The organism is Haloimpatiens lingqiaonensis (assembly GCF_901447495.1).
Lineage (GTDB): Bacteria > Bacillota > Clostridia > Clostridiales > Clostridiaceae > Haloimpatiens > Haloimpatiens lingqiaonensis.
The window spans coordinates 1-19,752 of sequence record NZ_CABDWS010000005.1; the positions used below are offsets into that span (position 1 = coordinate 1).

General features: G+C 30.8%; 20 protein-coding genes and 1 other annotated feature. All 20 genes read left to right on the forward strand.

Annotated features, from left to right (window positions below; translation table 11 throughout):
• Positions 1–180: 180 nt before the first annotated feature.
• The 20 genes from FGK85_RS01695 to nifU (FGK85_RS01790) all read left to right on the forward strand — a co-directional run bounded on the left by FGK85_RS01695 (position 181) and on the right by nifU (FGK85_RS01790) (position 19,507).
• A complete protein-coding gene (locus tag FGK85_RS01695; protein ID WP_138203160.1) occupies positions 181–1,092 on the forward strand; it encodes a sigma-54 interaction domain-containing protein in 912 nt (303 codons plus the stop codon).
• A 536-nt stretch (positions 1,093–1,628) separates the two neighbouring features.
• The gene (gene ord, locus FGK85_RS01700) at positions 1,629–2,678 is read left to right on the forward strand and encodes a 2,4-diaminopentanoate dehydrogenase (protein ID WP_138203162.1); all 1,050 of its coding nucleotides are present in this window, start codon (positions 1,629–1,631) and stop codon (positions 2,676–2,678) included.
• Between the two features lie 5 nt (positions 2,679–2,683).
• Positions 2,684–2,980, forward strand: a complete 297-nt coding sequence (gene ortA / locus FGK85_RS01705) for a 2-amino-4-oxopentanoate thiolase subunit OrtA (protein ID WP_138203164.1) — start codon at positions 2,684–2,686, stop codon at positions 2,978–2,980.
• Between the two features lie 12 nt (positions 2,981–2,992).
• Positions 2,993–4,396, forward strand: a complete 1,404-nt coding sequence (ortB, locus tag FGK85_RS01710; RefSeq protein ID WP_138203166.1) for a 2-amino-4-oxopentanoate thiolase subunit OrtB — start codon at positions 2,993–2,995, stop codon at positions 4,394–4,396.
• Between the two features lie 27 nt (positions 4,397–4,423).
• Positions 4,424–4,792, forward strand: coding sequence for an ornithine aminomutase subunit alpha (locus FGK85_RS01715; protein ID WP_138203168.1), 369 nt, complete (start codon positions 4,424–4,426; stop codon positions 4,790–4,792).
• Positions 4,785–6,989, forward strand: coding sequence for a D-ornithine 4,5-aminomutase subunit OraE (gene oraE, locus FGK85_RS01720; protein ID WP_138203170.1), 2,205 nt, complete (start codon positions 4,785–4,787; stop codon positions 6,987–6,989). The genes FGK85_RS01715 and oraE overlap by 8 nt, the downstream gene beginning before the upstream one ends.
• Before the next feature lie 10 nt (positions 6,990–6,999).
• A complete protein-coding gene (locus tag FGK85_RS01725) occupies positions 7,000–8,331 on the forward strand; it encodes a GlmL-related ornithine degradation protein (protein ID WP_138203172.1) in 1,332 nt (443 codons plus the stop codon).
• A 14-nt stretch (positions 8,332–8,345) separates the two neighbouring features.
• Positions 8,346–9,416, forward strand: a complete 1,071-nt coding sequence (gene orr, locus FGK85_RS01730) for an ornithine racemase Orr (RefSeq protein WP_138203174.1) — start codon at positions 8,346–8,348, stop codon at positions 9,414–9,416.
• 270 nt (positions 9,417–9,686) lie between these two features.
• Complete coding sequence (locus FGK85_RS01735; protein WP_171011300.1) at positions 9,687–10,604, forward strand: AEC family transporter; 918 nt, start codon at positions 9,687–9,689, stop codon at positions 10,602–10,604.
• A gap of 562 nt (positions 10,605–11,166) precedes the next feature.
• Positions 11,167–11,697, forward strand: a complete 531-nt coding sequence (locus FGK85_RS01740) for a flavin reductase family protein (protein WP_138203178.1) — start codon at positions 11,167–11,169, stop codon at positions 11,695–11,697.
• A gap of 70 nt (positions 11,698–11,767) precedes the next feature.
• Positions 11,768–12,592 carry a hypothetical protein gene (locus FGK85_RS01745; protein ID WP_138203180.1) on the forward strand — a complete coding sequence of 275 codons (825 nt, stop codon included), beginning with the start codon at positions 11,768–11,770 and terminating at the stop codon, positions 12,590–12,592.
• Between the two features lie 304 nt (positions 12,593–12,896).
• Complete coding sequence (locus tag FGK85_RS01750) at positions 12,897–13,055, forward strand: zinc-ribbon domain-containing protein (protein WP_138203182.1); 159 nt, start codon at positions 12,897–12,899, stop codon at positions 13,053–13,055.
• Between the two features lie 154 nt (positions 13,056–13,209).
• A complete protein-coding gene (locus tag FGK85_RS01755) occupies positions 13,210–13,632 on the forward strand; it encodes an HNH endonuclease signature motif containing protein (RefSeq protein ID WP_243122776.1) in 423 nt (140 codons plus the stop codon).
• Positions 13,633–13,774: 142 nt separating this feature from the next.
• Positions 13,775–14,356: a GDSL-type esterase/lipase family protein gene (locus FGK85_RS01760; protein WP_138203186.1), complete on the forward strand. Its 582-nt coding sequence runs from the start codon at positions 13,775–13,777 to the stop codon at positions 14,354–14,356.
• 159 nt (positions 14,357–14,515) lie between these two features.
• Positions 14,516–15,787 carry a replication-associated recombination protein A gene (locus FGK85_RS01765; protein ID WP_243122777.1) on the forward strand — a complete coding sequence of 424 codons (1,272 nt, stop codon included), beginning with the start codon at positions 14,516–14,518 and terminating at the stop codon, positions 15,785–15,787.
• Between the two features lie 97 nt (positions 15,788–15,884).
• Positions 15,885–16,304, forward strand: coding sequence for an RrF2 family transcriptional regulator (locus tag FGK85_RS01770; RefSeq protein WP_138203190.1), 420 nt, complete (start codon positions 15,885–15,887; stop codon positions 16,302–16,304).
• A gap of 12 nt (positions 16,305–16,316) precedes the next feature.
• Positions 16,317–17,507: a cysteine desulfurase NifS gene (nifS, locus tag FGK85_RS01775; RefSeq protein ID WP_138203192.1), complete on the forward strand. Its 1,191-nt coding sequence runs from the start codon at positions 16,317–16,319 to the stop codon at positions 17,505–17,507.
• A gap of 2 nt (positions 17,508–17,509) precedes the next feature.
• Positions 17,510–17,938, forward strand: a complete 429-nt coding sequence (gene nifU / locus FGK85_RS01780) for a Fe-S cluster assembly scaffold protein NifU (protein WP_138203194.1) — start codon at positions 17,510–17,512, stop codon at positions 17,936–17,938.
• 18 nt (positions 17,939–17,956) lie between these two features.
• Positions 17,957–19,033: a tRNA 2-thiouridine(34) synthase MnmA gene (mnmA, locus tag FGK85_RS01785; protein WP_138203196.1), complete on the forward strand. Its 1,077-nt coding sequence runs from the start codon at positions 17,957–17,959 to the stop codon at positions 19,031–19,033.
• A 57-nt stretch (positions 19,034–19,090) separates the two neighbouring features.
• A complete protein-coding gene (gene nifU, locus FGK85_RS01790) occupies positions 19,091–19,507 on the forward strand; it encodes a Fe-S cluster assembly scaffold protein NifU (protein ID WP_138203198.1) in 417 nt (138 codons plus the stop codon).
• A gap of 53 nt (positions 19,508–19,560) precedes the next feature.
• Positions 19,561–19,740: a binding site (T-box leader), on the forward strand.
• The last annotated feature ends 12 nt before the right edge of the window (positions 19,741–19,752 follow it).

The following is a 19,752-nucleotide window of genomic DNA, read 5'->3' on the forward strand; positions in this document are numbered from 1 at the left end:
TAAATGTGGACTGAAAATAGACAGAGATAAAAACGCTTCAATTAATCTTGGTAACTATAAATTAGCATAATATCACCTAAAAGATAATGCTAATATGTACCCTGCGTTGTGGGGGAATTCAAGTCCTTGGAGAGTTACACAAACTAGAGTAGAATAATTAATTATTCAAAATAGAACTCTATGAATAGGAAATGTTATTTGGTAACGAATAACACAAGTAAAATTTATATATTTATAACTTTTTATAAGTTTTATACAACGGTCTTTGCTCAAAGTATACATTATAACGGTATAAGAAGTAACCAGCCCTTTATACCCATAAATTGTGCAGCAATTCCCAGTACTCTTTTGGAAGGAATGCTTTTTGGTACCACTAAGGGAAGTTTTACAGGAGCAGAAAATAAGAAAGGATTATTTCAATTAGCTCATAGAGGCACAATACTTTTAGATGAAGTTAACTCTATGGACACATATCTTCAATCTAAGCTTCTTAGGGTGCTTCAAGATGGATATATAAGACCTATAGGTAGTAGTAAGGTTTTTGAAGTAGATGTTAGAGTAATAGCAACATTAAATAAGGAACCTAAGGAATTGATTAAACAGGGGAAACTACGAGAAGATTTTTATTATAGATTAAGTGTTATAAGAATAGATATACCTCCTTTAAGAAATAGAAAAGAAGATATAATAATTCTTACAAATTATTTTGTTCATTATTATAGTAAATTACTAGGAAAAGAGGTTCAAGGTGTAGATGAATTGGTGATGGAAAAATTCATAAATTATAATTGGCCAGGAAATGTGAGAGAACTAAAAAATATTATAGAATCTGCTATGAATATGAGTGATGAGGAAGAATTGCTTCATAAAGAATTTTTTGAGAATAAAATAATTAAGCAAGAAAAGGACAATATGTTAAGTGCATATAGTAATTCAAATTTAAATTTGAATGATTATATAGAGGAAATTGAAAGAAAAATAATTAAGCAGGAGCTAGAAAATCACCAGGGTAATATAACTAAGACTGCAGATAAATTGGGGATTTCTAGGCAGAATCTACAGTATAAAATTAAAAAATACAATATTATATAAAATAAAGTTATGAATTAGGTGGATTAAAATTTAGTAGAAATACATTTGGCTAAATTTTAATTCACTTTTATTTTTTATCTAATAGCTCTTTTGTTTTAAATGTTAGACTTTAAGTTTCTATTTAAATTGTTTTTCTATATAATGTATTGAATTTTTAATATGAATTTCAAAAAAAGTGCCATAAATTCGGCAGCATACTGCAAAATAATTTGCAGTATGCTTGAAAAATATGTATTTTCAATTAATTCAGATAAATGCAATAATATTATGATGCAATATTTTTTGCGGTTATATAATTTATAGGGTGATGAATAGATGAATTTTAAAAACTGAATTAAATATTAAGGAGGAAAATAAGATATAAACATTAAAAAAAGCTGAAAAACTCTTTAAAAACGGAAAATTACTTTAGGGTAATTTAAAATATACAGCTATATATTATAAATTTATGGCATGGAATTTGCTTATAATATTAATGAATAAATGTTGTGAAAAATGAATAATTTTATAGAATAAAAATTAAGGGGGAGTAACACATGAGTAAAGTTAAAGTGATTTCTTGGGGACTTGGAGCTATGGGCAGTGGAATGGCAAAAATGCTTTTAGAAAAAAAAGATGTGGAAATTGTGGCAGCAGTGGATATGGCGCCATTTAAAATTGGAAGGGATTTAGGAGAAGTTTTGGACATAGGTAAAAAATTAAATGTAAATGTAAGTGATGATTTTTCTAAAATAAAACACATTGAGGCGGATGTAGTAATTCTTGCTATAGATTCTTTTGTGAAAAACGTATTTCCTTGCATAAAACAAATAGTTGAAAGTAAAAAGAATTGTATAACTATTGCGGAAGAAATGGCCTATCCTTATGAAGAGCATAAAGAGCTAGCTGAGGAAATGGATAGATTAGCAAAAGAAAATGGAGTAACTATACTAGGTACAGGGGTAAATCCTGGTTTTGTACTTGATACTATGATAATTACATTATCTGCAGCTTGTAGAAAAGTACACTCTATAAGTGCTTCTAGAGTAAATGATTTATCTCCATTTGGACTTACAGTTATGAAAACACAAGGCGTAGGTACTACTCTACAGGAGTTTGAAGAGGGAATTAAAAATGGAAGTATAGTTGGACATATAGGATTTAAACAATCTATACCTATGATAGCTAAGGCATTAGGTTTAGAGATAGATGAAATAGTAGAAACTAGAGAACCTATTATATCTAATACTTATAGGGAAACTCACTGCATAAAAGTAGAGCCAGGAATGGTTGCAGGATGTTGTCATGTTGCTTATGGCAAAAAGAATGGAAAAACTGTAATAACCCTTGAACATCCACAACAAATAAATCCTCAAAGTGAAGGAGTGGATACAGGTGATTACATTCATATTAAGGGAGATGCAGATTTAGATCTTTGTATAAAACCAGAAACTCCTGGTGGAATAGGAACTATGGCTATGGCAGTTAATACTATACCATTAGTTATTTCGAGTAAACCAGGTCTTAAGACTATGATAGATTTGCCATTACCACATGCTATAGAAAATAGTTTTGTAGAGCAAATAAAATATTATAGAGGTGAATAGAAACTATGATAGAAAAGGGAACTTGGGTAGAAATAACCAGAACAGTTTTAGAACCTAATGAAAGAGCGGATAATATACCGGAGGATACCAAAAACACTCCTTTAAAAATGTGGGTTAAGGGCTTTTGCAAAAAAGATTGTAATATAGGAGAAGAAGTGGAAATAGAAACACTAACTGGAAGATGCGAAAAAGGAATAGTTACAGAGTGTGAACCAAGATATGTCCATGATTTTGGTGATTATGTGAAAGAAGTTTCTCACATAGGAATTCAAGCAAAAAAAATACTAAATAGTTTAGAGTAAGAAGGTGAAATTTTGAGTAAATATCATGAGCTTATGGAAAGAAAAAATGAAATAATGCTTAAATCTGTGAAAATAAATTATTCTAAATATGAAAAATCAAATATTGCATTTGATTATGAAGATATGATGAAGGATACAGGATATGAACTTCAGGATGTAATAAGAATACAGAAGGAGACAGGAGTAGGGAATACACCTCTATTAGAGTTAAGAAATTTAACGGCTTTAGCAAGAAAAGTATCTAAAACTGGTGAGGCTGCTAGAATATTTTTAAAAGATGAAAGTGCTAATCCTTCTGGAAGTTTTAAAGATAGAAGAGCTGCTTTATCTGTATATGATGCAAAACGAAAAGGTTATAAGGGAGTGGTTTCTGCAACATCAGGAAATTATGGTGCTGCAGTGGCTTCTCAGGCAGCTATGAGAGGATTGAAATGCATAATTGTTCAGGAATGTTATGATTCTAAAAAAATAGGACAACCAGAGATTATTGAAAAGGGTAGAAAATGTGAATGTCTTGGGGCAGAGGTAATTCAATTAACAGTAGGACCAGAACTTTTTTATACATTTTTAAAGGTTTTGGAGAGCACTGGATATTATAATGCTTCATTGTATTCACCTAGTGGTATAGCAGGGGTTGAAAGTCTTGGATATGAAATATATAACCAGTGTATGGAGAGGTTTGGAAAAGAACCAGAAGGAGTAGTTGTAACACATGCTGGAGGAGGAAATTTAACTGGTACTGCAAGGGGACTTAAAAAAGCAGGTGCTATAAATACAAAGGTAATAGGAGCTTCTGTAGATTTAACAGGTCTTCACATGGCATCAGATAAAGATTTTAACAGAAAATCCTTCACCACTGGACACACTGGTTTTGGTATTCCTTTTATGACTTGGCCTGATAGATCAGATGTGCCAAGAAGTGCTGCAAGGCCACTAAGATATATGGATAGATATGTAACGGTAAATCAAGGACAGGTATTTTATATGACGGAACTACTTTCTCAAATAGAGGGTATTGAGAGAGGGCCTGCAGGCAACACATCTTTAGCAGCAGCTTTTGTTATAGCTCAAGAGATGAGAAATGATGAAATTTTGATTGTACAAGAAACCGAATACACAGGGGCAGGAAAACATATATTACCTCAGCTTACTTTTGCAAAGAAAAATGGAGTAGAAGTAAAATTAGGTGATCCACGAGAAGAGGTGCTTGGAAAAAATATTATAATACCAGATCATCCATCAAAAATATTTATAAAGGAAAAACAATTAAATGATTATAAAAAATCTTTAATTAGAAACAATTTGAAAAGTTCTAAAGCGACTGTTTTAAATGAAGAGGATATAGAGTTTTTATGTGAAGAAACAAAGCTTAATAAAAGAGAGGTTTTGGACATAATACAAAGTTTAGATAAATAATCTAACAAACTACAAGGGGGGCTATTTGTGAAAAGAGAAGATGATTTTGAAAAGAGAAGAGAGCATATTAAAGATTTAACCAATGAGGAACTTTACAATAGATTTTGGAGTTTAACAGAAGAAATAGTAAAACCTATGGTGGATTTGGCATATAATCATACATCTCCATCTATAGAGCGTTCAGTACTTTTAAGAATGGGGTTTACGAGTATTGAAGCTTCTGAAATAGTTAAACAGGGAAGTAAATGGAAACTTTTAGGTAAAGGTATGGGGCACGTAGTTTTAAAATATGCAGATATAAAGAATATAAATTATATGGAAGCAGGAAGAGAGCTGGCAGAAGGTAAAGGATGGGATAAAGTAAGTGCTTTGATAGGTGGTGCATTAAATGAGTAATGAAAAAGAAAAACTTATAGAAAATGAAAAAATAAATGTGGAAGAAATATTAAAAGACTTAGATGAATACAAGCCAAAGAGAAGGGGATGGCATTGGAGAGAACCATATAATGAGTTAGTAGGAGAATTTAAATATAGCGAAATATCAAAACCACTTAAGAAGAGTAAAGCTCTTCCAGCAGCTAGAGGGTTTAATAATATTGATCCTCAACCTATTCAAGTTATCACTTCAGAAATTGCATCAGGTAGATTTGAAGATGATATAAGAAGAATGAGAATGGCAGCATGGCATGGTGCAGACCATATAATGGTTATAAGAACCGCAGGACAGAGTCACTACGATGGACTTATTGAGGGCACTCCAGAGGGAATAGGAGGAGTTCCTATTACCAGAAAAGAGGTAAGAGCTACTAGAAAAGCTTTAGACCTGATAGAAGAAGAAGTGGGAAGGGAGATAAATTTTCACTCCTATGTTTCAGGAGTAGCAGGTCCTGATATTGCAGTAATGTTTGCAGAAGAAGGAGTAAATGGGGCTCATCAAGATCCACAGTATAATGTTTTATATAGAAACATTAATATGATTAGATCTTTTGTAGATGCTGCAGTAGCTAAAAGAATAATGGCTTTTGCAGATATGCTTCAAATAGATGGAGCACATAATGCTAATGCTACAGCCATGAAAGGCTATAATGTATTGCCAGAGTTAATGGTTCAACATGCTATAAATGCTAAGTATTCAGAAATGGTTGGTATGAAAAAAGAAAATATATCACTTTCTACAGTGCCTCCAACAGCACCACCAGCTCCTTGCTTAAAATTAGATCTACCTTATGCTGTGGCTCTTAGAAAAATATTTAAAGATTATAAGATGAGGGCTCAAATGAATACTAAGTATATGGAGTCTTGTACTAGAGAAGCCACAGTGACTCATGTATTAAATATACTTATTTCTAAGCTAACTTCAGCGGATATACAAAGTACTATAACTCCAGATGAAGGAAGAAATGTTCCATGGCATTACAATAGCATACATGCAATTAATACAGCAAAACAAGCTTTATTAGGCATGGATGGATTAAAAGAAATGGTGGAGCTTAAAGATGAGGGATATCTACCAAATAAGGTTAGAGAAATTACAGAAAGAGCTGTTTTGTTTTTAGAAGAAATAATTCAGGTAGGAGGATATTTCAAGGCAGTAGAAGAAGGTTTCTTTGTGGATTCAGGAATGTATCCTGAAAGAAATGGCGATGGTATAGCAAGAAAAATAGATAAGGGAGTAGCAACAGATACTGTTGTCCCTAGAGATAAGGATTATTTTGCTCCAGTTTGTGCACATTTTGGATATAATCATATACCAGAGGAATATAGTATAGATAAACCTTGCGAAGCTATAGAAGGTTGTACATTATGTAAACATGAGAAAATACAGTATATAGATGAGTTAGATCCAAATGATAATGTATATAAAAGAATGGAAAAAGTTAAAGATGATGGAGCTATTAAGCCAGAAGTTGAATGGAAGAAAGATGGAATTGTAACTATTAATATGTTTATACCTGAAGATGAGAGAACCAGTGAAGCAGCAGCTTTGGAAATAGCTAAGAATATGAATTTATTAGATCCAGAGGTAATACACAAACAAGTTTTACAGGATAGTGAAGGAACTTATGTAGAGGTTAAAGGAAAAGTTGGTTTTTCAATTAACAAAAGTGAATTAAAAGTTCCGGAAAAGAAGAAAATTTTAAGTGATGAAACTATGAGAGAATTTGTTAAGAACCATCCAGTAAGAATAGTGGCAGCTACTGTAGGAGAAGATGAACATTCTGTTGGACTTAGAGAAATTATTGATATAAAGCATGGAGGAATAGAAAAATACGGAATAGATTGTGTATATCTTGGAACTTCTTGTCCAGTAGAAAAGCTTATAGATGCAGCTATAGAAACTAAGGCACAAGCCATACTTGCTAGTACTATAATAACTCATAATGATGTGCATATAAAAAATATGCAAAAGTTAAATAATCTTTGTATAGAAAAAGGTGTTAGAGACAAGATTATATTAGTTTCTGGTGGAACTCAAGTAACTGATGAAATTGCTAAGGCTAATGGAATGGATGTGGGATTTGGAAGAGGTTCACATGGTAATGATGTAGCTTCTTTTATAGTAGAAACACTTCAAAAGAGATTAGAAGAGTAGGATGAGCTTTATGAAAATTGATTATTTAATTGCAGAAATAGGGAGCACTACCACTGTAGTCAGTGCTTTGGATTTTAATAGTGAAAAAATACTTGTAGCTCAAGGAAAAGCAAATACAACAGTGCTCCAAGGTGATGTAACATTAGGTCTTAGAAATGCCATAAAAGAAATAGAGGAATTTTTAGGTGAAAAAATTACTTGGAATAAAATGCTGGCAACTAGTAGTGCTGCAGGAGGACTTAAGATAACAGTTCATGGACTAGTTGAAGATATGACAGTTAAAGCAGCTAAGGAGGCTGCACTGGGGGCAGGGGGTATAATTAAAACTGTTACAGCAGGAAAACTATATAGAAGTGATATAAGAAAGCTTAAGGAATTAAGACCAAATTTAATAATGATAGCTGGCGGAACTGATTATGGGGAGCGGGATACGGCTATTTATAATGCTGAAGTCATAAGCAAAGAAAATCTAGGTATACCTGTTATTTACTGTGGGAATATAGCTAATAGAGAAGATATAAAGGACATATTTAGCGAACAAGAAATTTATATTGTAGATAATGTATATCCTAGAATTGATGAATTAAATGTAGAACCAGCTAGAGAAGTTATACAAAAGGCTTTCGAAAAAAATATAGTTAAGGCTCCTGGCATGGACAGAATAAAAGAAATGGTGGATGGAACTATAATGCCTACCCCAGGAGCTGTAATGGAAAGTGCTAAATTATTATATGAATCCATTGGGGATGTTTTAGTTATTGATGTGGGAGGAGCTACTACTGATGTACATTCTGTTACAGAAGGCTCAAAAGAAATACAGGACATACTTTTAAGTCCAGAGCCTAAGGCGAAGAGAACTGTAGAAGGGGATTTGGGGGTATATATAAATAGTTCTAATATAATAGATATATTACAGGAGATAGAAATGCAGGGATTAGATGCGGAATATATAAGAAATAACATAGAACCTATTCCTAGCACAGAAGAGCAAAAAAGATGTAGTGTTATATTGACTCAAAAGGCCGTTGATGTGGGATTGCAACGGCATGTGGGATATATTAAAAGAGTTTATGGAGCGGGAAAGAAATTTATAGCCTTTGGAAAAGACTTATCTAAAATTAAGTATATAGTGGGAACTGGCGGAGCGCTTACAAGACTTCCAGGAGGAGAAAATATACTTAAAAGCTTAAGATATTGTAAAGAAGACTTAACTATGTATCCTAGAAAAGAAGCTAAAGTATTAATTGATCATATGTATATAATGGCTTGTGCAGGAGTGCTTGCTAGGGAAAATAAAGAGTGTGCTTTAAGACTTGTTAAAAAGAGTATTAACTTACAATAAAAGAGGGGAGTTTTATGGGAAAGAATTATCCTTGTATAGAAATAAATTTAAACAAAATAACCCATAATGCCAAAAAAATAGTAAACATATGCAGTGAAATAGGTATACATGTAGTTGGGGTAACTAAAGTGTTTTGTGCAGAAAGGCCTATTGTAGAAAGTGAAATTAAAGGTGGCGTGGAACTGGTAGGAGACTCAAGGTTAGAAAATTTAATTAAGATGAAAGATTTAAAATGTAGAAAGATGCTTTTGAGAATACCTATGGAGAGAAATAGTGCTAAGGTGGTTAAATACTCTGATATAAGTTTGAATTCTGAGTTTCGTACCATAAAGGCGTTATCTAGGGCGGCTAAAAAAATAAATAAAATACATGCGGTAATTTTAATGGTGGATGTGGGGGATTTAAGAGAAGGTGTTTTGGAAAAAGATGTGTTAAACACTGTTAAGGAAATAATAACTCTTCCAAATATAAAATTATGTGGAATTGGGACTAATTTAACTTGTTATGGTGGTGTGATTCCTGATGAAAATAATTTAGGAAGGCTTGTAAAAATAAAAGATATGCTAAAAGAACAGTTGAATTTAAATTTGCCTATTATATCAGGAGGAAATTCTAGTAGTATTTATTTGGCGCTAAATAAGAAAATGCCAGAAGGAATAAATCAACTTAGAATAGGTGAAGCTATTGTTCTTGGAAGAGAAACAGCTTTTGGAGAGCACATAGAAGGATGTTATAGTGATTGCTTTATATTAAAAGGAGAAATAGTGGAAATAAAAGAAAAACCATCTATACCTGTAGGTAATATAGGAATGGATGCTTTTGGACACGTTCCTCATTTTGATGATAAAGGAATAAGAAAAAGAGCTATTGTAGCTATGGGAAGACAGGATATAAGTGTGGAGGGTACCTTCCCTATAGATAAAGATATTACAGTATTAGGTGGTAGTAGTGATCACTTGATTTTAGATGTAACGGATAGTAAGAACAGTTATAATGTTGGAGATGTATTAGAATTTAATGTAGATTATGGTTGTTTACTTCAAGCTATGACTTCTCCTTATATTAAAAAATATTATATAGAATAATAAAAAAGGATTTAAGAGTGAAAAAGTAAGAACTAATAGATAAAAGGTAAGAACTAATAGATAAAAAGTAAGAGTTTCTTAAAAAAAATTCAGCAAGGCTGAATTTTTACCACAACTCTTACTTTTTACTTATCGATTACCTATCTGCAAATTTAAAATATTAGTATATAGTTGCATGTGACGAATATGTGATATTAATATTTATATGTTCAAATCAAGATTAATATCATATAATTAAATGTGTATTTTATTTTAAAAGGATGGTGTGCAGTGGGAAATTTAGGCGTTATAAATCAAGTACTAATTTTATTTTTAATTATTGCAGTAGGGTATATTGCTAGGAAAATAGGCATATTAAACAAAGAGATGAATAAGGGACTTTCAGATTTGTTACTTAAAATAACACTCCCTTTCATGATAGTTGCCTCTTTTAATTACAAGTTTTCTCCGGAGATGATGAAAAATATAAAAAGCATTTTTATATATTCATTAATTATACATATCCTATTGATTCCTTTGAGTAAACTTTTTTATATTAAATTTCCAAAGGATCAGGATAAAAAAGATATATTGAGATTTGTAACAGTATTTTCAAATTGTGGTTTTATGGGATATCCAGTACTTCAAAGCATATATGGAAATGTTGGGGTTTTATATGCATCGGTATTTAATATACCTTTTACTGTATTTAGCTGGACTTTCGGAGTTATGCTTTTCACAAGAGATAAGGAGTCTAGAAGTTTAAAAAAAGTAATTACAAATCCTGGAATAATAGCGGTTTTTATAGGTATAGCAATATTTTTATTTTCTATACAGTTACCTTATGCATTAATGAATACCTTAAATTTAGTAGGTTCTATTACAACACCAGTATCTATGCTAGTTATTGGCAGTATGTTAGCAGAGGTGAAATTTTCTGAGATATTTAAAGAAATATCTATATACTATGCATCTATAATAAGACTTTTAGTTATACCAATAGTTATTTATTATTTTATGAGTTTTTGTGGAATTGATAAATTTTTAATAAATATAGCTGTAATAGTTGAAGCTATGCCTGCAGCAGCTATATGTTCTATATTTGCTGAAAGCTATGGAAAAAATCCTAAATATGCATCACAGAGTGTATTTATTACAACGTTAATTTCTACAGTTACAATACCACTTATAGTTATGCTTATTAAATAATCTATATTTTTTTCAACAATTATGTTAATAATTCAACTTTCGCAGTTATAAAATTTGCAGATAAGTAATGGATATTAGCTAAGAAGTAAGAGTTAAGGATAAAACTCTAGGTGTTTTTTATAATTAATAGTTCTTACTTTTTCACTATTACCTATTACTTTTTACCTTGTATAGTGTAGGACTTAAAATTTATATGCAAAAGTTGAGTTAGTAACTAGTACCTAGCACCTAGTACCTACTACTTACCTTGTATAGTGTAGGACTTAAAATTTATATGCGAAAGTTGAGTAATTAATTTATAAGTAAGAGATATTGAAAGCTATATGCGAAAGTTAATAATTAATTCTAAGCTTTATGATAATTTTAAGACGAGGCTTAGAATTTTTTTATAGAAATATTCTATTAGAAAATAAATGTTTAAAGAAATCTTCTATATTTGAGAAGTGAATGCAAGATATGTTAAAATATAATATAGAAAATATAAATAATAAACCCTCACTTAAGATTGAACAAGTGGAGTATAGGTAAGTGTATAATAAAAAATTATAAAGGGAGCGATATTATGGAGAGTAATTATACTTTAAATTTGGAGGAAGCCTTAAAAAAATTACAACATAAGGGTGCATTTTTAACAGTTAGGGATAGGGACGAAAATACAAATACTATGACTATAGGATGGGGAAACATAGGCTATGAATGGGGAAGACCTGTGTTTATAGTACTTGTGAGAGAGTCAAGACATACTCATAAATTGTTAGAGAATGCTGAAGATTTTACTGTATCTATACCTATGGATGACAGCATGAAAAAGTCTATGGGATTCTGTGGAAGTAAATCAGGAAGAGATTATGATAAATTTAAAGAATGCAATTTAATTATGAAAGAGAGTAATAAGGTTAAATCTCCTTCTATAGAAAATTGTGGAATGATATATGAATGTAAAATAATTTATAAACATAAAATGGACATTAATTTATTAGATGAAGATATAAAAAGCAAATGGTATAAGGAAGAAGATAGTAAATGGTATACACCAGGAGATGTTCATACTATTTATTATGGAGAAATATTAGATTGCTATAATAATAAATAAAAAGTTCATGTTCTAAAAGCATATTTACACTTATAGAATAATATGGGAGTAATGCTAAGGAGAGGTATGGTTGAGCGATAAAATAGCAATACCTTTTTATTTAAACCAAAATGCCATAAATGATATATATACTATAATTATAAAAAAATATGTGAACATAAAAAGTATAACTAGAAAAAAGCAGTGTATAGTAAAATTAACTACGCCTTTAAGTAATGTTATGGAAGGTAAGTATGTAGAAGGGGATTTATCTATACAGGTACTAAATGAATATTCAAGAGAAAGAATAGATGAAAGAGTCTCTATACTAATAGAAACCTTTATTAGTGTTTTAGATGCATTAGAAGATAATGGAATGCTTAAGCATGTGAATAATGCAAAGGATTTAGAAAGTGTAGAAAATAATGATTATATATTGATTAATTCTAAAATTAATAAAACATCTGCAGTTCATAATATAGAAGAAATGATAAATATTATGGAGGCAGAAAAAATAATAAGGGGACAGGATGATTCGCAAAAGGATAAATTTTTAAAAGCCATTAAGGATCAGATGAATTATATTAAAGAGAATAAAAGTATTAAATATTTATCAGAAGATTTTCTTGGAACTAATGTAAAATTTATATTACCATTGAAAACAGAGTATATACGAGGTAATATTGAGCATTTAATGAACAGTGAATTGTTTGTATTTGCAAAGGTAATAAATTTTTGCAGTAGTAAAGCAGAAAAAGAAAGAGCTTTGAGAATTGGTGGAAGTTTTGATTGTTTAGAGGATATGTTAAATGATGCAGACTATAAAGGATTTATGAAAAATACTAAAAAAGATCAGCTAAGGGATATAGAAGAATATAATTTTATAGAAACAATACCAATAGCTATATATATATAATTCAATTTTTGTATATAAATTTTAATGAGCAATTATCAATGAAGGTTGAAATTCTTAGGTAATTTCTTTAATTCATATTTTCCGTTTTCAAAAACTCACCTAAAGAAGTTTTATCCTTTATTTTGAATTTTCAATTTTACATTTTAAATTACCACTTGCGTATATACACAAGTATTGAATAAACTATTAATATATGGTATAATAAGTAAAAAATAGTGATTTAACTTTTTTAAGAAAATTTACTCCTAGATTTGGAGAGAAACATGTTCTTAAATCGTTAAATCCAGGTTTAGGAGGTTTTTTTATGGCAGATAAAACTTTAGTTTGCAAAGATTGTGGTAAGGAATTTGTCTTTACAGAGGGTGAGCAAGAATTTTACAAAGAAAAAGGCTTTGAAAATGAACCAAAAAGATGCCCAGAGTGTAGAAGACAAAGAAAACAACAAAACAGAGCAAGAGATTAATTTGAATTATATAAACTTTAATTAATGTTTATTTAAATATAATTTTATAGATATAAAATAGGCAGTTCAATGGAATTGGTTATTTTATATCTTTTTTTTATTTTGTTAAAAAAATATGATTGATGGTATAATATACTATGTAGGAGGCGATGTTTTGAAAAGTTGTGTTGTATGTGGCAAGGCTGGAGAAAGACATCACATTGTATTTAAAAATTCAGGAGGATTTGATTTTCCTTTAAATTTTATATATTTATGTTCGGAGCATCATAGAGGGAAAAATGGGCCTCATAAAAATAGAATTGTAGATTTGAACTATAAAATCAGTATGCAAAATGAATTGTTTAATAGGTTAAGTGAAGAATATTATGCTATAAATGATATTGTAAAGATTTTAGAAATAAATCCAAGGCAAGCTAAAGTACTGGTAAATGATTTGGCAAAGTATAATAAGGGGTATAAAACTGAAGATGTGATAAAAAAGCTCATGGGTGGCAAATTTTATTACGGATTTATGATAGATGAGAACTATAAGGAATGGTGGAACATACCAGAAGAAGAGATATTTTTAAATAAATAATTCAACTTTCGCAGTTATAAAATAAAAATATAAAACTTACAGTCAAGTAATACTTAGTTAGGTACTAGCACCTTATTTATTATAGTGTAGAGCTTAAAATCTATATGCAAAAGTTGAGTAAATAACATAAAGGAGCATTATAATGAAAGTAATTTGTATTGGAGATAGTTTAACTTATGGATTTGGAGTAATGAAAAGACATACGTGGATGGAAATATTAAAAGAGAAACTAAAAATAGATTTTGTAAATAGGGGAATAAATGGAGATACTACTGCGGGAATGTTAGCCAGATCCTATGAAGATATTATTTTAAATTATCCAGATAAAGTTATAATAATGGGTGGTACTAATGATTTTATTTCAGGTTATAATTTAAAAAATGTTCAGGAAAATATAAACCTTTTAGCTAAGGAAGCTAAGGAACACGGTATAGAACCTATAATAGGTATACAAATACCTACAGAACCTAATATGGCAAGAGCTAAATGGACTAAAGAAGTGGATTATGAAAATGTGAATAGTAAGATAATGAATTATAGAGAGAAAATAATAGAAGATTGTAAATTAAATGGATATAAATATATAGATTTTTATAAGGCGTTTGTAGAAAAAATAATAGAGAATAAAGACTATAGATATTATACAGATGGAATACATCCTAATTATGAAGGACACAAAATAATGGCTGTAAGTGCTGAAAAGTTATTTACTATTAACTACTGATCCTTAGTCTTTAATACTAAAAATATTCTTATATAAACTTAATTTAAGCAAGAAGTCCCACTTAAGTATTAGTAAGTGGATAGATTTCGTGAAGTGCTTGAAAAAATCATAATTATCTAAAATAGTATGAAAATATATGAGGACTTTGGAGGGATTTTTTTGAAACCTTTAGCAGATAGTATACGACCAAATTCTATAGAAGAGGTGGTAGGACAAGAACATCTTTTGGGCAAAGGCAAAATTTTAAATAAGATGCTTTCCACAGGAAAGATTACTAATAGCATATTTTATGGACCACCGGGAGTGGGGAAAACCACTGTAGCAAATTTGATGGCAAAAGCATCTAATAAAAGCTTTTATAAATTAAATGCTACCAATGCTTCTTTAAAGGATATTAAGGATATTGTAGATGAACTTGATAGTTTAATGAATTTAAATGGAGTTATATTGTACTTAGATGAAATACAAAATTTCAATAAAAAACAGCAGCAATCTTTATTAGAATTTATGGAAAATGGCAAAATAACATTAATAGCCAGCACTACGGAGAATCCATTTCATTATGTGTATAAGGCTATTTTAAGTAGGTCTGCAGTTTTTGAATTCAAGCCTATAGGACATGAACACATAGAAATTGCATTAGAAAGGGCCTTAGAATTAGCTAAAAAGGATTTTAAAAATATAAACATAAAAGCTGATAAAAAAATATTATCTTACATAGCCACCTTAAGTGATGGAGACTTGCGAAGGGCTATAAATATTTTGGAATTATGTATAAATACAACGGATATAAATGACCAAGGCATACTAAATATAGATGAGGAAGTGGTTAAAAATTGTTGTGCAGCTAAAATATTAAATTATGACGGAAATGGTGAAAGTCATTACGATATTTTAAGTGCATTTCAAAAATCCATAAGGGGAAGCCATGTGGATGCTTCACTGCATTATTTGGCTAGATTAATAAAAGTAGGAGACTTAATATCTATATGCAGAAGGTTATTGGTTATAGCAGCAGAAGACATTGGACTTGCATATCCTAATGCTATAACTATAGTAAAATCCTGTACTGATGCTGCTATGCAATTGGGTTTTCCAGAGGCTAAAATACCTCTTGCTGAAGCAGTAATACTTTTGGCTACGGCACCAAAATCTAATTCGGCGTTGGTAGCTATAGATAGGGCATTGGAGGATTTGGAGAAAAGTTATATTAGTGAAATACCATCTAATATAAGAGATGGACACTATAAAGGGGCTGAAAGTTTAGGTAGAATGCAAAATTATAAATATCCTCATGATTATCCAAATAGCTATATACAGCAGCAATACATGCCTAGTAGTATTGAAGGTAATACATACTATGAACCAGGTAACAATAAATTAGAAAGAAATGCAAAAGAATATTGGGATAAAATAAAAGGTAAGATTTAATCTTACCTTTTATATTTTAATGTTGACAAGAATGGTCGGGTTTGATATTATTTATTTAGAAAGTTGAGTGAAAGACTCGGCATTAAGAGGTGATTGAATGAAATTATCTACTAAAGGTAGATATGGGGTGAAGGCTATGGTGGATTTAGCCATAAATTATGGAAAAAATCCTGTATCTATAAAGTCTATTTCAGAAAGACAGGATATATCTGAATATTATTTAGAACAGTTATTTTCACCTTTAAGAAAGGCAAAGCTTATAAAAAGTATTAGAGGTGCACAGGGTGGATATGTTTTAAATAAAGAACCAAAAGATATAACCATATTTGATATAATGGAAGTTTTAGAGGGACCAGTAGAAATATCTGGTTGCCTTGAAGGAAATAAATGCAATAATATAGAGTGTTGTGCCACTAGGCTTTTGTGGAAAAAGATAAAGGAAAGCATAGATGGTGTAACGAGATCAGTAACGCTACAAGACATTGTAGATGACTATAAAAGAATGAATGAAAAGTAGGGAGTGATATAAATGGAAAACAATAAAAGAATTTATATGGATTATGCAGCTACTACATATACAAAACCAGAGGTTTTGGAAGAAATGATTCCTTATTTCACACAAGAATTTGGAAATCCTTCATCCATATATTCATTATCAAGGGGAACAAAGAAAGCTATAGATTTAGCTAGAGAAAGAGTAGCTAAAGTTATAAATTGTGAGCCAGCTGAAGTGTTTTTTACTGGTGGAGGTTCAGAAGCTGATAACTGGGCTTTAAAAGGAATTGCTTTTGCAAATAAGCATAGAGGAAATCATATAATAACTACTAAAATAGAACACCACGCTATACTTCATGCCTGTGAGTTTTTAGAGAGAAATGGTTTTGAAGTAACTTATCTTCCAGTGGATGAAGAGGGCAAAATCAGTATAGAAGACTTAAAAAATGCTATAACTGATAAAACTATATTAGTTTCAATAATGTATGCAAATAACGAAATAGGAACTATACAGCCAATAAAGGAAATAGGAGAAATCTGCAGAGAAAAAAGAATATTCTTTCATACAGATGCAGTGCAAGCGGTAGGACATGAAAAAATAGATGTTAAGGATATGAAGATAGATTTATTATCCATGGCAGCACATAAATTTTATGGACCTAAAGGTGTGGGAGTTTTATATATAAGAAAAGGTATAAGAATAGATAACTTAGTTCATGGTGGTGGACAGGAAAGAGGAAGAAGAGCAGGAACTGAAAATATAGCTGGTATAGTTGGACTTGGAAAAGCTATAGAATTAGCAAATGAAAATCTAGAAAAAGAACATGAAAGACTTTCTAAGTTAAGAGATAAATTAATTAATGGACTTTTACAGGTTCCATACACTAGATTAAATGGGCCAACAGGAAAAGATAGACTTGCAGGAAATGTGAATGTATGTTTTAGATTTATAGAAGGTGAATCAATACTTCTTCTTTTAGATGCTAAAGGAATATGTGCTTCTAGTGGAAGTGCTTGTACATCAGGTTCTTTAGATCCTTCACATGTGCTTCTTGCTATAGGACTTCCTCATGAGATAGCTCATGGTTCGTTAAGATTAACATTAGGTGATAGAACCACAGAAGAAGATGTAGACTATGTGTTAGAGGTAGTGCCTAGTGTAGTTCAAAGATTAAGAGAAATGTCACCATTATGGGATGATTTTTTAAAGAAAGGGGATAAATAATTATGATATACAGCGAAAAAGTAATGGATCATTTTACAAATCCAAGAAATGTTGGAGAAATACAAGATGCCAATGGGGTGGGAGAAGTTGGTAACCCTAAATGTGGTGATATAATGAAAATTTATTTAAAAGTTGAAGATAATATAATTAAAGATGTTAAGTTTAAAACTTTCGGATGTGGTTCTGCCATAGCTTCATCTAGTATGGCTACAGAACTTATAAAGGGAAAAACAGTAGAAGAAGCTTGGGAATTAACTAATAAGGCAGTGGCTGAAGCTTTAGATGGACTTCCACCAGTAAAAATGCACTGTTCAGTTTTAGCAGAACAGGCTATACATAAAGCTATAAATGATTATAGAAAAGGTGAAGGTTTAGAGCTTTGGGATTATGAAGAAAAAGATGCCCATGAGCATGAACATGGAGAAGAGTAAAATAAAGGTGATAAAATTATGAAGAAAAAAGTTATTATAGGTATGAGCGGCGGAGTGGATAGCTCCGTAGCTGCATATCTTTTAAAAGAACAGGGTTATGATGTAATAGGCATAATGATGCGTTTAGCCCCAGATACTAAAGAATATGAAGAATGTGAAACTAGCTGTTGTAGTTTATCAGCGGTGGAGGATGCTAGGAAGGTTGCAGATAATTTAGAAATTCCATTTTATGTAATGAATTTCAAAAGAGAATTTGAGGATATGGTTATTAAGCCTTTTGTAGATGAATATGAAAAGGGCAGTACACCAAATCCATGCATAGCATGTAATAAGCACATTAAATTTCAAGCTTTTTTAAGAAAAGCAAGGGCTATAGGAGCAGATTATATTGCCACAGGACATTATGCTAGAATAGAAAAAGAAGGAGATAGATATCTTCTTAAAAAGGCATGTGATCCTAAAAAGGATCAAAGTTATGTATTATATAACTTAACGCAAGAACAGTTAGCACATACTCTAATGCCCTGTTCTAAATATACAAAAGAAGAAATAAGGGCTATAGCAGAGAAAATAGGACTAAAAGTGCATAACAAAAAAGATAGCCAAGAAATATGTTTCATACCAGATAATAATCATGGAAAATTTATAGAAAATTATACTAATAGAATTAGTAAACAAGGTGATTTTATAGATAAATCAGGAAATATATTGGGAAGGCATAAAGGAATAATACACTACACCATAGGACAAAGAAAAGGTTTAGGAGTTGCCCTAGGTAGACCTGTATTTGTAACAGATATAAATCCTACTACTAATGAAGTTACATTAGGAGATGAAGAGGACATATTTAAAACGGAGCTTTTAGCTGGAGATATGAATTTTATTCCTTTTGATTCCTTGGAAAAGCCTATGGAAGTAGAAGCTAAGATAAGGTATTCTTCAAAGCCTGCAAAAGCTATACTAATTCCAGAAAAAGAAGGAAAAGTAAGAGTTGTTTTTGATGAGAAGCAAAGGGCTATTACTAAAGGGCAATCAGTAGTATTTTATCAAGGTGATTTAGTAATTGGTGGTGGAATAATCAGAAAAATACTATAGACTTTAGCAAAGACAATACTTATCATAGGGAACTTTATAGTTTGGGAGATGTGTAATATGATGTATAGTGACAAAGTTTTAGAACATTTTTATGCTCCTAGAAATGTTGGGGTACTACCTAATGCAGATGCTATAGGGGAATATGGAGATCCAAAATGTGGAGATGTAATGAAATTTTATTTCATCATAGAGAATAATATAATAAAAGATGTTAAATTTAAAGCTTTTGGATGTGGTTCTGCAATAGCAGCAGCTAGTATAGCTACAGAACTTATAAAGGGTAAAACCTTAGAGGAAGCATGGAACATAACTAACAAATCTGTTATTGAGGCATTAGAAGGTTTGCCACCTTCAAAGATTCATTGTTCAGTATTGGCAGAACAAACTATACACAAAGCTATAAATAATTATAGGCAAGCCGAAGGGTTAGAAATTTGGCAAGATAAATATGGCAGTGAAGAAAGTGAAGAATAATATTGACATATATTATATTTTTTTTTATAATTTGATTTAAGTAACTAAAAGAATATATGGCGATGATAAGAATGAGTAAACATTAATTTGGCATTCAGAGAGAAAGTGGTTGGTGAAAACTTTTTGCAGATTATGTTGAAGCTATCTTTGAGCTATGATTTTATGAGAGACACAGTATGGTGTATTGTACTGTGTAATTAGGGTGGTAACGCGGAATGATTTTCGTCCCTTTAGGGATGGAAGTC